Annotated in this window: 10 protein-coding genes; 7 read left to right on the forward strand and 3 right to left on the reverse strand. The window is 38.5% G+C overall.

Going from position 1 to position 16,187, the window contains the following annotated elements; translation table 11 throughout:
- The 3 genes from ACKI30_RS06550 to lysS all read left to right on the forward strand — a co-directional run.
- The coding region (locus ACKI30_RS06550) for an AAA family ATPase (RefSeq protein ID WP_407410936.1) at positions 1-684 on the forward strand (684 nt) is incomplete at its 5' end.
- Positions 685-804: 120 nt separating this feature from the next.
- On the forward strand, positions 805-4,806 hold the full coding sequence (locus tag ACKI30_RS06555; protein WP_407410938.1) for an Ig-like domain repeat protein: 4,002 nt from the start codon (positions 805-807) through the stop codon (positions 4,804-4,806).
- 137 nt (positions 4,807-4,943) lie between these two features.
- Positions 4,944-6,527, forward strand: coding sequence for a lysine--tRNA ligase (lysS, locus tag ACKI30_RS06560; RefSeq protein WP_407410940.1), 1,584 nt, complete (start codon positions 4,944-4,946; stop codon positions 6,525-6,527).
- Between the two features lie 20 nt (positions 6,528-6,547).
- Here the strand turns inward: lysS and ACKI30_RS06565 are convergent, their stop codons facing one another.
- Genes ACKI30_RS06565 through ACKI30_RS06575 form a run of 3 tightly spaced genes read right to left on the reverse strand, consistent with a single transcriptional unit; the run spans position 6,548 to position 8,612 of the window.
- The gene (locus ACKI30_RS06565; RefSeq protein ID WP_407410942.1) at positions 6,548-6,934 is read right to left on the reverse strand and encodes a hypothetical protein; all 387 of its coding nucleotides are present in this window, start codon (positions 6,932-6,934) and stop codon (positions 6,548-6,550) included.
- Positions 6,934-7,404 (reverse strand): nucleoside deaminase, encoded by a 471-nt coding sequence (locus ACKI30_RS06570; protein WP_407410944.1) that lies wholly within the window; start codon positions 7,402-7,404, stop codon positions 6,934-6,936. Before ACKI30_RS06570 ends, ACKI30_RS06565 begins: the two co-directional genes overlap by 1 nt.
- A 32-nt stretch (positions 7,405-7,436) precedes the next feature.
- The gene (locus tag ACKI30_RS06575) at positions 7,437-8,612 is read right to left on the reverse strand and encodes a hypothetical protein (RefSeq protein ID WP_407410945.1); all 1,176 of its coding nucleotides are present in this window, start codon (positions 8,610-8,612) and stop codon (positions 7,437-7,439) included.
- 180 nt (positions 8,613-8,792) lie between these two features.
- Here ACKI30_RS06575 and polC point away from each other — a divergent pair, with 180 nt between their 5' ends.
- From polC to ACKI30_RS06595, 4 genes are all read left to right on the forward strand, one after another.
- On the forward strand, positions 8,793-12,095 hold the full coding sequence (gene polC / locus ACKI30_RS06580) for a DNA polymerase II large subunit (protein ID WP_407410947.1): 3,303 nt from the start codon (positions 8,793-8,795) through the stop codon (positions 12,093-12,095).
- A gap of 274 nt (positions 12,096-12,369) precedes the next feature.
- The gene (gene nrdD / locus ACKI30_RS06585; RefSeq protein ID WP_407410949.1) at positions 12,370-14,688 is read left to right on the forward strand and encodes an anaerobic ribonucleoside-triphosphate reductase; all 2,319 of its coding nucleotides are present in this window, start codon (positions 12,370-12,372) and stop codon (positions 14,686-14,688) included.
- A gap of 716 nt (positions 14,689-15,404) precedes the next feature.
- Positions 15,405-15,695 (forward strand): 50S ribosomal protein L21e, encoded by a 291-nt coding sequence (locus ACKI30_RS06590; RefSeq protein WP_292802184.1) that lies wholly within the window; start codon positions 15,405-15,407, stop codon positions 15,693-15,695.
- A gap of 5 nt (positions 15,696-15,700) precedes the next feature.
- On the forward strand, positions 15,701-16,045 hold the full coding sequence (locus ACKI30_RS06595) for an RNA polymerase Rpb4 family protein (protein WP_407410951.1): 345 nt from the start codon (positions 15,701-15,703) through the stop codon (positions 16,043-16,045).
- The last annotated feature ends 142 nt before the right edge of the window (positions 16,046-16,187 follow it).

The following is a 16,187-nucleotide window of genomic DNA, read 5'->3' on the forward strand; positions in this document are numbered from 1 at the left end:
AAAAATCCTGAAATATTTGAAGAAATCGGTATTGATCCGCCAAAGGGAATTCTGCTTTACGGACCTCCCGGAACAGGTAAGACACTCCTTGCAAAGGCAGTTGCCAATGAAACCAACGCAACATTCATTAAAATTGTGGCTTCTGAATTCGTGAACAAATATCTCGGTGAAGGTTCAAGGATTGTCCGTGACGTCTTTGACCTTGCAAAGGAAAAAAGCCCTGCAATCATATTCATAGACGAGATTGATGCTATTGGAACAAAAAGAGTAAGCAGCAGTGAAGGAGCCGACAGGGAAGTGCAAAGAACATTGATGCAGCTGTTGGCTGAGCTCGACGGTTTCGAGTCAAGAGGAGATGTCGGAATTATCGGTGCAACCAACAGACCTGACATTCTTGATGAGGCACTTTTAAGGCCCGGAAGGTTTGACAGGACAATCGAGGTTCCAAATCCTGTGAAAGAAAGCAGGGAAAAAATTTTCAGGATACACACTTCAAGGATGAAACTTGCCGAAAACATCGATTTTAATGAAATAAGCGAAATTACAGAAGGATTTTCCGGTGCAGACTTGAAGGCCGTGTGCACTGAAGCCGGAATGTTTGCAATAAGGTCCGAGAGAAAGGAAGTCATCTCAAAGGATTTCCTGGATGCCATCGACAAGATTTTAGGAAACATCAAGGTTTAGTTAACGTCACTGTTAACTAACCCCCACTAATTTTAAATAGCCATTATTTAAGTAATATAATCTACTATATTTTATTAATATTCAATTAGTTTTTAATAATCATGAAATATAGTGGATAGAATGAGGTCGAAAATATTTTTATGTATAAGCATAGTTTTACTAGCAGCAATCACTTTGGGAGTTGCAAGCGCAGCGGACAATTCTACAAATGATTTGAATTTGGAATTTGAAGAAATTGACGAAATTGAGATGGGCGAACCCATTAAAAACAGTCCTGAGGATTCTTCACCATTAAGTGATGAAGAGAAAATAACACCTAACCTGACTGTCAAGCCAACAGCAGAATCCTATAAATACGGAGCTGATGCAACCATAACCGTCAGATTGAGCGAAAGAGATGCCGGAATTGACGGTGAAGTCCAGGCAACAATTGACAACACCACTTACCCAATAGCTATAACCAATGGAGATGGAAGACTGACAATTCCAAATCTGGAAACCGGATCATATCCTGTCACAGTCAAGTTCAACGGCACCGACAGATATGAATCCGTGACCAACACCGATGCAACAATTGTAATTGAGAAATCCAGAAAGGTTACGGCCAATGTTGTCGTTGAAAACACCACCTATGGAAATCCGGCAATCCTTAAAATTACAAATTTAAGTGATGTTGACGGAAACCCCGTATCAGCATATGGCGGTTTTCAGCTTGTAGGGCCTGCACATCCCTACGGTTCCATTTATGTAAGGAAAGGGTCACTGACAACACAGTTCAATGACTTGCCTGTGGGAAACTATACTGCCTGGATTGTTTTTGGAAACAACATTGGAGGAACTTATGAATTCGAAAACTATGCAGTGGATTTCGTCGTAAACAAGGCCCCCATGATTTTAACTTCAGAAATACTTGATGAGGCATACAACACAAAAACTTTAAAAATCAATGTGGCTGACCTCAAAAACAAGAAGATATCCGGAAAAATCAACATTACCATAGACGGCGAAACATTCCTGTTAGATGAAAACATTACAGGGGAAATGAATATAGCACTGAACAGCCTTAAAAAAGGTACACATTCAATTGATATATCATTTGACGATGCAAACTATGAAAAAGCAAGCCAGACAAAAGAGATAACCATCGAAAGGGAAATCACCTCCGTCAACCTGACAGCGGAATATTCCGCAGCCGGTGAAAATGCCGTCATTAACATCAATGTCTTTAACGCAACTGGAAAAGTCAGCGTCATTTTAAACGGCAGGGAGGAAATACTCACTCTTGATAAAAACGGAAATGCAAAATACGTCATCAGAAATATCGCTCCTGGAGATTATTTTGTAACAGCAATCTACCATGGAAACGACAACTACGGATTTGCAAGTGCCCAAACAAGTTTTAGCATTGATAAACTGAACAGTTCAATTACAGTAAACGCAACAGACAGCAAAATTGGTGAAAATGTAACAGTCAGCGTAAACGTCAGCGAAGGCGCAACAGGAATTGTTATGATTGACATTAACGGAAACAAATATGCCATCAACCTAACAGATTCAAACAGCACAACCGTTGAATTTGAAAGAGCTGGCACATATGACATTACCGCAACATACCTTGGAGATGACAGCTACAAGCAAAGCTCAGGCAGTGCAACTGTTGTCGTAAGCGATAAGCTTCCTGCAAACATCAAGGTCATTCTTCCGGAAAGGATTGAATCTGGAGATGAAATTAATGTCAACGTTAGCGCCGATAGTGATGCTGAATTAACAGTATACATCAATGATGAACTCTTCACCGGCAAAAACATGACATTAACATCAGGAATCTACAACATTACCGTTGTTGCCCCTGAAAATGAAAACTATAAATCCGAAACTTACTTTAAAGTGTTTGAAGTGACCAAAAAAGAGCCTTCAATCAGCATAACCTCAATCGACAATGTAAAAATTGGAGACGTCATTTCCGTTAATGTGGAAAGTGAAAGCGACGGCGAAATTACCGTTGAAATTAATGGCGTTAATGTCACTGGAGATTATGAGATAAAGACATCCGGAGTCTATACAGTCACTGCCGAAAGCAGCGAAACAGACAATTACAAAAAAGGTTTTGAAACCTACACATTTACTGTAGAAGAAGAGGCCGTGGAGCCTAAAAAGAATCCTACCATAGTCATTGAAATTCCTGACGACATTAAAGCGAGTGCTTCAGTTTTAGTCAATGTGAGTGTATTGAATGCAACAGGAAACGTCACTATAATTCTTGACGGCCTTGAAACAACTAAAACACTTGAAAACGGCATTGCAAATATAAACATGGAAAATATTACAGAAGGAAACCATACCATCACTGCAATATACTACGGTGACGAAACCTACAATCCAGCGCACAATACCGCAAACCTAGAAATAGCTGAAAAAATCACACCTCAACCTGAAAAACAAAACACAACAATAACAATCACAACACCTGAAGAAATAAAAACCGGAGACACAATCAACATAAACGTGAACATTGCAAATGCAACCGGAAACGTCACAATCATCTTTGACGGTGATGAAAACTCATTGACCCTGGAAAACGGCTCAGGAAAACTTCTTGTGGAAAACATTACTGCAGGAAAACACACAATCACAGCAATATACTACGGCGATGAAACATACAATCCTGCACACAATACCGTAAACATCGAAATAGCTGAAGAAATCATACCCCAACCGGAAAAACAAAACACAACAATAACAATCACAACACCTGAAGAAATAAAAACCGGAGACACAATCAACATATACATAAACATTAAAAATGCAACCGGAAACATCTCCGTTTTCATAGACGGTGATGAAAAATTATTGACACTTGAAAATGGATCTGCAGACATTCAATTAAACAGCATTCCTGTGGGATTGCACAGCATCTCAGCGGTGTATTATGGAGATGAAAATTATCTCAAATCAACCGCTTCCAAATCATTCAGAGTTGATAAACAGAAAACTGAAATCAGCGTAAAAATTGGTGAAATAAAAATAAATGAACCTGTCATTGTTGAAATCAACATTCCAAATGCAACAGGAAATATACAAGTCATTGCTGACGGCGAAAAACATGTTGTCCCATTGGATGAAAATGGTACTGCAACTGTTGATATAGGAAAAGCAAGTGCGGGCAGCCATGGCATTGTAGTAATCTACGAAGGCGATGAAAGCCGAACCCCAGCTTACAGCATCGCAAATTTCACTGTAGCGAATTACATTGTAACCGAATTTGCAAACATTACCATAATGGAGGACATGAACATTACAGCAGCACTGCTTGATGCCGACGGCAATCCAATTTCAAATGCAACAGTGAATTATTCAATCGGAAGCATGTCAAACAGCACAAAAACAGGAGTGGACGGTTCATTTACCATTGCAGGCATGAACGGAGAACTGATTGCAATCAGCTATGCCGGTAACGACACATATCTTGCAGCATCCACATCAATCAGATTAAACAATGCATCTCCTGAAATGTTGGCTACTCAATTTAATGTAACCAACGGCTACAGATTGGAAGTTTACGCTGTTGACTACAAGGCTGGTGAAAGGGGAGCGATGTTTGATGTGCTTTTAACTGATTCAAACGGAAATCCTCTTGCAAATCAAAGCGTTCTATTTGGTATTAACGGTTGGGTTCACAACAAGACCACTGATGCAAACGGTGTAGCGCACCTTCAAATCAACCTGCAGGATGCAAACTACTACACATGCGCCCCATGCTATCTTGGAAACACAACATACAATGCAACATTCGCTTCCGCAATGATTAATGTAGTCAAAAAGCCAATCACAATATCTGCCTCCGCAAAATCATACAAGGCAACTGCAAAAACCAAAAAATATACAGTTACTTTAAAAACCATCAAAGGATCCTCCGCAGACGGAAAAACCTACCTCAGTGCAGGTAAAAAAGTAACCCTGAAAATAAACGGCAAAACATATACCTCAAAAATCAACGCTAAAGGACAAGCCACATTCAGCATTAAGCTGACTAAGAAGGGCAAGTTCCAAAGCGTTGTCAATTTTGCAGGAGACAACACATACGAAAGCGCAAGCAAAAAAGTAACAATAACAATTAAATAAGTGAGGAATTTTCTCACTACTTTTTTTCTTTTTTTATCAGTCTAATAATATTTAAACTAATCTTTTTATAGTAATAGAAACAAAAATAATTGTATACTGATTTTATGATAATCTTTTTATTAAAATGGTGAATATAGATGACACATTGGATTGAAAACATAGCTGATGAATTAAGCAAAATGGATGTAGAAGAACATGTCATTGCAAGCGGAACCTCCATTTCAGGTTCAATACACATTGGAAACTCTTGCGACATATTTGTAGCTAATGGGATTGGAAAGAAATTAAGAGAAAAAGGAAAGAAAGCAAAAACCATCTGGATTGCAGATGACCACGACCCTCTCAGAAAAGTCCCATATCCTTTACCTGAATCCTATGACAAATACTTAGGAATGCCATACTCAATGATTCCATGTCCTGACGGATGCTGCGCAAACTTTGTAGAGCACTTTGAAAAACCTCTACTTTCAGTGATGGATGACTATGGAATAGAAATGGAAACAAAATCCGGTTTTGAAATGTACAAGTCCGGAGTCTATGACGATTACATAAGAACCTCATTTGAAAAGGTTGAAAGAATCAAAGAAATCTTCAACCAATACAGAAGAGAACCGTTAGCGGATGACTGGTTGCCATACAACCCGATATGTGAAGAATGTGGCAGAGTAAACACTACACAGGCTTACGATTACGACGGCGACATTGTAAAATACAGATGTGAATGTGGCCACGAAGGCGAAATGGACATCAAATCCGGAAACGGTAAACTTACCTGGAGAGTTGAATGGGCAGCAAGATGGAAAATATTCGGAACCACCTGCGAACCGTTCGGAAAAGACCATGCTGCAAGTGGAGGATCATACGATGTAAGTAGCGTCATCTCTGAAGAGATATTTGACTATCCTGCACCTTACCCAGTGCCATACGAATGGATTACACTTGACGGTGAAGCTATGAGTAAATCCCATGGCGTTTTCTTTGCTCCTGAAGAATGGTTGAAAATCGGACCTGCTGAAAGTCTTCACTATTACTTATTCAGATCAAAACCTATGAAAGCAAAAGATTTCTCACCTAAAATGCCTTTCTTAGACTTTATTGACCAATTTGACACTGTTGAAAAAGTATTCTACGATGAAGTTGAAGCTCCATCTGAAAAAGAAAAAAGAAAATTCAAGGAAATCTACGAAATAGTTCAAATGGATCCTGACGCTCCGCTTCCATTCAGACCGCCTTTCAGATTCCTGGTCAATGCGTATCAAATTGCAGGAGACGACCTTGAAAAAATCTTTGACATACTCAAAAGAAATTCCCAATTGACCAAAAGCTTTAAGGACAAGGAGTTCGGTGACCTGACCGAATTGGAACTGGCCCAATACAGGGAAAGGGTTGACAACGTAATCTACTGGTTAGACACTTACGCACCTAAATTCGTGAAATTCCAAGTGCAGGAGAAAAACATTCCTAAATTGCCTCTAACTGATGAGCAAAACCAATTCTTGTCTGGTTTGGCAGATTTAATGGAAACAACTGAATTTACAGATGCGGCTGAATTGCACGATGCAATGTATGGAATTCTAGAAAGTCAAGGTTTAAAACCACAAAAAGGATTCCAAGCTATTTATAAAATGATTCTCGGTCAAAAACAAGGTCCAAGAGCAGCATCATTCCTGTTAAGCTTAGACAAAGACTTTGTTGTAAAAAGATTAAGACAAGAAGCTTAATCTTTTAAATTTTTCTTTTTTTAAATTAAACTTTTAAATTCTTTTTTAAGCAGAATCTCATTTTCACTATCAACGAACTGATAGTCCAATTTTTCAAATATGTCAATCAGTATGTCTTCACGGCTGTCGAAACTGACGACAACACTTTTGAACTCATAGTCCATAGCTATCTTTTCCAGCTGTCTTATCAGCTTATATGAAATTCTTTCGCGGTCATCATAGGAGTTTAAAAATAGTGTTGTGATTTCCGCTGAATCGGCATCATATACCTTGAAGCTTGTGCATCCTACAGTCCTTTTATAATTCATCAAAAGCAAAACTACCTGAGGCTCGTCAAGAAAACATCCAAATGACTTGCACATGTCAATAAATCTTTCGTCACGTTCATCTGTTACTACAATTTCCATTATTTTACCTCCGTAGTGTTTCCTACCTTTGCAAGCTCCTCATCCCATATTTCCGAATTGTTGCAGGCAAATTCCAAAAACAAATCACGACATCTCACGTCATCGAGAACGACAACTTCAACATCGTTGCATTTCAAAAGGTTTTCGGCACCCATCAGTGTGGTGTTCTCCCCTATGACAACTCTCGGAATGTTATACAATATCACCGCACCGGAGCACATCGGACATGGAGACAATGTGGTGTACAATGTGCAGTTGATATAATCCTCATAGTTCAGGCGCCCCGCATTTTCGATTGCATCCATCTCGGCATGCAATACAACAGAATCATTCTGAATAAGTCTGTTATGTCCCCTTGATATTATCTCACCGTCCTTAACCAGAACGGCACCGATAGGAATTCCACCTTCTTTTAAGGACTTTTGAGCCTCTTTTAGGGCCTCACTCATAAAATAGTTATCTTGAGTCATTTTAAAAAAAAGAATAAATTAGATGAATTTAATCATCTTAATCTATTGAATAATCCTTTGTTGGATTGTTTTTCTAATTCCTCTTCGAGTTTCCTAATTGTATTGTGCAATTCGGAAACCTCTTTTTTGGATTCATTAGACAGTTTGTCATAGCTGCTTTCCTTAAGTTTGAGTTGAGTGCTTAGTGAAGAAATCTCTTGTTTGTATCCATCGATTTCTTTTTTGTTTTGGCTGTCAACTTCATCCTTATAGTTTCCAAGCTCAATGAGTTCAGCTCTTAGCTTGTCAACTTCACCGGAAAGATCTATGTTTTCTTTTCTGGAATCAGCCAATTTGTCTTTAACATCTTTTAATTCAGCTGACAATTGTTTGTTTTCATTTTTGACATCATCAACGTTGATATTGGCCAATTTTTCCTTGTATTCATCAATTTGGGATTGAAGTTCTTCTTTAATAGTATCTATTTCGGATTCCAATTTGTCTGCTCTCACTTTATTAACTGCACCTTCGGCTCCGAGTTTTCCTATTTTGTTACTTAAATCCGCATTGATATCCAATTGATCGAAATATTTCCTGGTGGATTTTTCCAAAGCATCAGTCAATTCTTTTTTAAGCCCATTTAACTCTGCATTTTCTTTCTTGAGTTTAGGAATGATTTTATTGGTTAAGTAATTGAGTTCACTTGACTGATTAGATAATTTTTCATCTTTTTCTTTTAGTTTCCTTTTCAAATCATCTAATTTTTTGGAGTCTTGTTTATTTGATTTTTCTTCCTTAACAGGTTTTTCTTCCACAACCTCTTCAACTACAGGCTCAGCAGGAACTTCCTCAACAGTTTCCTCAGGAACATCTTCCACAACCTCTTCAACTACAGGCTCAGTAGGAACTTCCTCAACAGTTTCCTCAGGAACATCTTCCACAACCTCTTCAACTACAGGCTCAGCAGGAACTTCCTCAACAGTTTCCTCAGGAACATCTTCCACAACTTCCTCAACTACAGGCTCAGTAGGAACTTCCTCAACAGTTTCCTCAGGAACATCTTCCACAACTTCCTCAACTACAGGCTCAGCAGGAGTATTTTCCACAACAGGTTCTGCAGGAACTTCTTCAACAGTTTCTACAGGTTTAGATTTTCTATTTTTAATTTTATCTAAGTCTAATTTCACTTTTTGGCCATACATGGCATTTATTGGTTTATCGTTTGACATTAAAATCACCAAAATAGCAATAATAATCTAAAGTTCAACTACTAAATACACTTATAAATTTATATTTGACAACCTATTTAACTATTGGTAATTGTAAAAATTTCACCCTTGAAAATATTAAAATATTAGGAAAATCTAATTATATTATACTGAATTAATTTTGTAACTTGTGGCGATACCATGGATTATTTTGATAGATTAGAAGCAGAAACCCATCACCTATACGAGATAGCTAATGAAGCAAGATCTAAAGGTCTGGATGTTGAAACAGAAACAGAAGTACCTCTTGCAAAGGATTTAGCTGAAAGAGTAGAAGGGCTTGTTGGTCCTGAAGGTGTGGCAAAACGTATTAAGGAATTGGAAAAGGATATGGACAGGGAGTCCGTTGCGTTTGAAATTGCAGCTGAAATTGCATCCAGAAAATTTGAGCTCACCGGCGAAAAGGCCGAATGGGGCGAAGAACAAAGATGCGACCAGGGTTTAAGAACAGCTCTTGCTATCCTGACAGAAGGGGTTGTAGCTGCACCGCTTGAAGGAATTTCAGACGTTAAAATCAAGGAAAACTTCGACGGGACCAAATATATTGGAGTTTATTTTGCAGGACCTATCAGAAGTGCAGGAGGTACAGCTGCTGCATTGGCCGTTCTTTTGGGAGATAAAATCAGACAGGCAATAGGCATTGACGAGTTCAAGCCTATTGAGGATGAAATCGAAAGATACGTGGAAGAAGTGGAGCTTTACGAATCAGAAGTTACAAATTTACAATACTCACCAACACCAGAGGAAGTGAGATTCGCCGCAAACCACATTCCAGTGGAAGTATCAGGTGAACAGACCGACCAGGTTGAAGTGTCTCACAGGGATCTGGAACGTGTTGAGACAAACAACATCCGTGGTGGAGCTTTGCTTGCGATGGTTGAAGGAGTAATCCAGAAATCCAAAAAGATCCATAAGATTTCCAAAAAACTGGGTCTTGACTGGGAATGGCTTACCGAATATTCAAAACCTAAAAAAGAGGAATCATCCGGAGATGAGGCAGAAGAGTCCGACATCGTAAGCGAACCAAAATACATCCAGGATATCATCGGAGGAAGGCCTATTTTGGGATATCCATCAGAGAAAGGCGCTTTCAGATTAAGGTACGGAAGGTCAAGGAACACAGGACTTGCAACAATGGGAGTCCATCCTGCAACAATGGCGCTGCTTGAGTTTCTGGCTGTGGGAACCCAGCTTAAAATCGAATACCCCGGAAAAGGTAACTGTGTAGTTCCGGTCGATTCAATCGAAGGGCCAACAGTGAAACTAAAAAACGGTGACGTTTTGATTCTAAACAGCGTCAAGAAAGCTCGTGAAGTCAAAAAGGACGTTGTTGAAATACTGTTCCTCGGAGACATGCTCGTTGCATTCGGAGAATTCTTAAGGAACAACCAGCCTTTATACCCTTCAGGATGGGTTGAGGAATGGTGGATACAACTGTTAACACGCAGCGAAAAGTTCGATGCAGACAACAATGATCTGGACCTTCACAGCCTTGAATACGACTATCTGCCTGCTGTTGAAGCTCTTAAACTGTCAAAGGAATATGACATTCCGCTTCATCCGAAATACACATACTGCTACAATGACGTTACCATTAACGATTTGAACAGCCTAATCGATTTGATTATGAAATGTAAAAATACCTACAAGCCTAATGAGGGAATTACTTTAGATTTATCATATCCTAAAAGGGTTCTTGAAGTCATCGGCGTTCCACATACCGTCAGGGACGGCAAAATCATAATCGACAAGGACCACTCCTATGCGCTTTTAACCACCCTGACCAAGAAACTGCCTGAAAGGGACACCACAATAGAGGCCGTCAATGAGGTTTCCCCTGTTGAAATCAAAAACAAGGCCCCTGCATACATAGGTACCCGTGTAGGTAGGCCTGAAAAATCCAAGGAAAGGTTGATGAGACCTGCACCACACGGACTGTTCCCAATCGGAAACTATGGAGGCTCAAGAAGGCTGATTGCAACTGCAGCTAAAAAAGGAAACATAAAGGTGGAAGTTGCAAGCAGAAAATGTACAAATCCTGAATGTGGAATCAGCTCCAACAATTCACTATGTCCGAAATGCGGAAGCCCAACTGAAATCATGCCGCCTAGAAACGGCAGCATCCCTCTTGCGGCAATGCTTAAGAAGGCATCAGACAACGTCAAAGTAAGAAGGGTAGACGAAGTAAAAGGGGTTGTAGGTATGATTTCCGAATCAAAACTGGCCGAACCTCTTGAAAAGGGAATACTGAGAGCCAAAAATGAAGTGTTCACCTTTAAAGACGGAACTATCAGGCACGATTCAACCGACCTGCCGCTTACACACTTTGTTCCGAAGGAAATCGGTGTTACCATTGAAAAGCTCAAGGAAATGGGCTATGAAAAGGACTGTTATGGAAACCCTATCGAAAACGAAGACCAAATCATTGAACTTAGGGTTCAGGACATCGTGATTTCAGACAACTGCGGTGAATATCTTTTAAGAACAGCGCAGTTCATTGACGATGAGCTTACAAGATTCTATGGAATGGAACCGTTCTATAACGTTAAAGAGAAAAGTGACCTTATCGGCCATCTGGTGGCCGGTCTTGCACCGCACACATCAGCGGGAGTTCTCGGCAGAATTGTCGGATTCACCAAGGCTCTTGGATGTTATGCACATCCTTATTTCCACTCCGCAAAACGTAGAAACTGCGACAGTGACGAAGATGCGATAATGTTATTGTTAGATGCGATTATCAACTTTTCAAAATCATACTTACCGAACACTAGAGGAGGAAGTATGGACGCTCCTTTAGTTTTATCCACAAGAATTGACCCTGAGGAGATAGACGACGAGTCCCACAACCTGGACATATTCGAAAGATTCCCTGTTGAGTTTTATGAAGAGACATACACTCCTCACAAGCCTGCTGAAGTCCTTGAATACATTGACAACGTGGAAATGCATTTGGGAACACCTAAGCAGTATGAGGGACTGATGTTTTCCCACCACACCACAAGCATTCATGCGGGACCGACAATTTGCCTTTACAAGACCTTGCCATCAATGAGAGAAAAAGTGGAAGCGCAAATTGCTCTTGCAGAAACCATCAGGGCTGTTGACCAACGTGGAGTTGTGGAAAAGGTTCTCTCTTCCCATTTCCTTCCTGACATCATGGGTAACTCAAGGGCATTTTCCAAACAGAAGGTGAGATGCACCAAGTGCGGATCAAAATACAGAAGAATGCCGCTTACCGGAAAATGTCAAAAATGTGGCGGAAACCTGATTCTTTCCGTATCAAAGGGATCAGTTACCAAGTATCTTGAGATTTCGCAGGAACTGATTGACAGATATCCTATTTCCCCATACTTGAGACAGCGCCTTGAGATTCAGGAGTTCGGTATCAAGTCACTTTTCGAAAGTGACAAGTCAAAACAAAGTTCATTAGATGTATTCTTCTAGAGCATTACTCATCAAATGCTCTAGCGCTTTTGTTATTATATATCAATAATATAGTAAATTTCAGAGTGGAATAATATTGTTCGTTGCAAGACGAACATTTTATATACCTTGAAAACCAATTATTAATTATATGTTCGTATACTATGGAACTTGTTTGTTCGTATTAAATCGAACAATATTTATACAAGTCCCAACATATAGTTAATACAGCTGAGAGAGTACTCTCTCGTCAATTTCATTTTTATAAAAACGTAGGAAAAATGGTGTGAAAAAAATGGAAAAAATATCAGAATTAGGAAATAATTTAAAAGAATCCGTTAAAATCAATGTAGAAAAAAATAACGGAATTAAAGAAAGATTCAGTTACGAAAAACTATTAAAATCATTAGTAATGGTTGAAACCCCATTCTTTGAATCTGATAAAATCGTAGCTACCGTAGTATCTCAGTTATACGATGGAATCAAAACCAAAGAAATCAAAAAAATCGTGCACGAATGCCTTGAAGACATCGACCCGGAAATTGCAAACAAATACCTCGCAAGTACCCAATTAAAAGTACGTACTTCAAGAGATACTATTGAAGCATTCGACTTATCAAAAATCGCTAACACCTTAATTGAAGAAACCGGTGCTAGCCAAGAAACCGCTTTTGAAATCGCTACTGAAACCTGGAAAGAACTCAAAAAACTAAACGTTGAATACTTGACCGCTCCAATGATCAGGGAAATGGTCAACACCAAATTGATTGAATACGGTTTAGAAGACTTAAGAAGCCGTTACACCCGTTTAGGTATCCCTGTATACAACATTACCTCACTCATCGAAAACGGTAACAGGGACAACGCAAACATGATTCACAACCCTGAAAGTATTCACAAACATGTAGCGGACGAAGCATTAAAACAATACGCACTCTTAAAAATGTTACCAGCACATTTAGCTGACGCACACATGTCCGGTGACATTCACATTCACGACTTAGAATTCTTCGCTGGAAGACCTTTAAACTGTCTTCAGCATGATATAAGAACCTTCATCAAATACGGACTTAAAGTTGACGGTACCGGTGACCACACCTCCATTGCAGGTGCACCAAACCACATGGAAACTTTAATGAACCACACTGGTGAAATCATGCTTGCAGCACAACAAAACATGTCCGGTGGACAGTCAATGTCTCTCTGGAACGTGTTCGTTGCACCATTTGCAAGAGGAAGAACTTACGATGAAATCAAACAAGCAGTTCAAATGCTTGTATATAACTTGAATATGGCATATGCAGCAAGAGGATCCCAAGTGCCTTTCACAAGTATGGCATTGGAATTCGGAGTTCCTGACTTCTTGAAAGAAGAAACCGCATACGGACCAAAAGGTCAAGTTGTTGGAACTTACGCTGACTTTGAAGAAGAAACCAGATTAATCCAAAGAGCATTCACTGAAACATTGCTTGCAGGAGACAATGAAGGTAAACCTCACTTATTCCCAAATACTATCTACACATTAAGACCTGAAACAATGACCAGTGAATACGAAGATGACCTCCGTTTAGTTCACGAACTGTCCGCAAAATACGGTTCATCCTACTTCGTGAACATGTTCCCAGAATACAGAGGCCAAATGGCAAACTACATGGGATGCAGAACCTGTTTACAAGACACATGGACCGGTGACTGGGATAAAGACTGTTTAAGAACAGGTAACCTTGCATATGTTACATTAAACTTACCAAGAATCGGATACCAATCCAAAGATGAAAACCAAGTATTCGAATACTTAGATGAATACATGGACTTAGCCGTCGAAACCTTAATGCTCAGAAGAGAACAAGGATTAAAATGTTTAAATGACTTCCACATCCTACCATTCTTAAAACAGAAAGTGGGAGAAGAATCATACTACAGAATTGAAAATTCAACATTATCCTTCGGTTTCGTTGGACTTAACGAAATGTTAACATCATTGTTCGGAGCAGGAATCGAAAATCCTGATTCCAACAAATTCGGTGTAAAATGTATTGAATACATCAATGATAGAGCTAACCAATTAAAAGAAGAAACCGGACTCAGATGGTCTGTTATCCAAACCCCTGCAGAATCAACTGCATACAGGTTTGCAACTCTCGATAAAAAACAATTCGGAGATGAAGCTATCGTACAAGGTGAAGGAAACGCTAACTACTACACCAACTCTTCACACGTGCCAGTAGACACCGGATTATCCTTAATTGAAAAAATCAAAATTGAAGAACAATACCACAGCATAACCCCTGGTGGTCACATCTTCCATGCATTCATGGGAGAATCATATTCCGATCCGGATTCATTAATGAGCTTAACCAACAAAATTGCTAGAAAATCCGATATCGGATTCTGGGCTTACAGCTCAGCATTAAGTTTCTGTCTTAAATGTAAAACTTTAATGAAAGGGTTAAATAATACATGCCCTACCTGCGGTGAAAGAGAAGATGTAGAATGGTATGACAGAATTACCGGATACGTACAACAAGTTGGACGTGCAAAATCTGCATCCGGAGGATGGAACCCAGGTAAACGTCAAGAATTAATTGACAGAAGAAGATTCGAAGATAACTAAACAGTTATCTTCTTCACACCATTTTTTTAACACCAAAACCATCAATACAATTATTACATATGAACTATTTTTAAGCAATTTAGGGAATTTCTAACAGTATTGTACAAAAAAGGGGAATCTCTGCACAACGTGCACGAAAACCTGAATATACATAAATTATCGCAGTATTCATAGCTAATGACGGCAATATTAATAACATATCCGGTGCCAACCCATTGAAAATTGGAAAATACGATGGATTCCTCACTGAAAAAGATGGCCGTACCATTTGATTACAATGTCGACGGCAAAATAATTGAAATCGATGCTGCAGACCAAGACACTATCAAATCAATTTTAGGATAAAACTTTTGTTTTATTCTTTTCTTTTTTTATTTTATAAATTAGTTTCAAAAGCAAACCATAATCCATTAAAAAAGATAAAAAACACACTATGAATGTTACCTTCCTCAAAAACTCAATGAACACCTCACTAAAAGAAAAACATTGAGGGATATTTTTCCTTTATTTTTTTCACTTTAAACATTAACCTGACAAATTTCACCAAAAAACTAAAAGTATATTAATACCATTAAACTAAAATTATAATATTATCATATCACTGATGGTAATTGTTATTTTCACATTCTATGTTACTAGTATTTATGGGCTTTTTTAATACTAGGTCGCTGATAACATAGATTTATACCCAGACAGAACTGATTAGAGGTTATATAATGCAAAGATCAAGAGGATTAAAAAGTAGATCAAGAAAAAAAATGACTAAAGTACAAAGACCAGGTAGAACTAACCCAATTACTAACAGACTCCAAAGATTCGAAGAAGGAGACTTAGTTCACATTACTATTAACCCAAGTATTCAAAAAGGTCAACCTGCTCCTAGATTCCACGGTAAAACCGGTAAAATCGTAGGACAAAAAGGTAAAGCTTACTTAGTTGCTTTAAAAGATGGAAACAAACCAAAAGAATTAATTGTAAGACCTGACCACTTAAAATTACAAAACTGAGTTTTATGATTGGAAAAAACGTTATTGAAAGCGAGCCTATTCCAGGTGTCAAAGTTAAAAAAGTGCTTGAAGAATTTTCTGAGGATAATGAATTAAATTATGAACAGAATGTTACTTTAAACCATCTTGCAAGATTCAAAAGATATTCCGTTGAAGATGCAGAAGAAATCATTGAAAAACTCCAAGATGAATTTGACTTAAGACCAAAAGTCGCTGTTCATATTGTTGATTTAGTTCCTGAAGACTTGGACGACTTAAGATTGATTTTCGCAAAAGAACCAAAACAAGTCGACAAGGCAGAAATGGAAAAAATTCTTGAACTTCTAGAACAATATGATATTATCGAATAGTTACTTAACTATTCCTCTTTTTTTATATTTTTAACTGATTGTCACTTTTACAGCAATGTTGCCGTCTTTTTTTAGATATATTTATAACACTTAAAAATTAAAACTAATCATAAGTTTGAATTATAGTCAAATTTTTGACTTA

The sequence above is a fragment of the Methanobrevibacter sp. genome (assembly GCF_045539575.1).
Taxonomy (GTDB): domain Archaea; phylum Methanobacteriota; class Methanobacteria; order Methanobacteriales; family Methanobacteriaceae; genus Methanocatella.

Bases quoted from the DNA above. Each gene is read 5' to 3' on its own strand.
- ACKI30_RS06595 (WP_407410951.1), top strand. From the start codon at position 15,701: ATGATTGGAAAAAACGTTATTGAAAGCGAGCCTATTCCAGGTGTCAAA.
- lysS (WP_407410940.1), top strand. From the start codon at position 4,944: ATGACACATTGGATTGAAAACATAGCTGATGAATTAAGCAAAATGGAT.
- ACKI30_RS06565 (WP_407410942.1), bottom strand. From the start codon at position 6,934: ATGGAAATTGTAGTAACAGATGAACGTGACGAAAGATTTATTGACATG.
- ACKI30_RS06555 (WP_407410938.1), top strand. From the start codon at position 805: ATGAGGTCGAAAATATTTTTATGTATAAGCATAGTTTTACTAGCAGCA.
- polC (WP_407410947.1), top strand. From the start codon at position 8,793: ATGGATTATTTTGATAGATTAGAAGCAGAAACCCATCACCTATACGAG.
- ACKI30_RS06590 (WP_292802184.1), top strand. From the start codon at position 15,405: ATGCAAAGATCAAGAGGATTAAAAAGTAGATCAAGAAAAAAAATGACT.
- nrdD (WP_407410949.1), top strand. From the start codon at position 12,370: ATGGAAAAAATATCAGAATTAGGAAATAATTTAAAAGAATCCGTTAAA.
- ACKI30_RS06575 (WP_407410945.1), bottom strand. From the start codon at position 8,612: ATGTCAAACGATAAACCAATAAATGCCATGTATGGCCAAAAAGTGAAA.
- ACKI30_RS06570 (WP_407410944.1), bottom strand. From the start codon at position 7,404: ATGACTCAAGATAACTATTTTATGAGTGAGGCCCTAAAAGAGGCTCAA.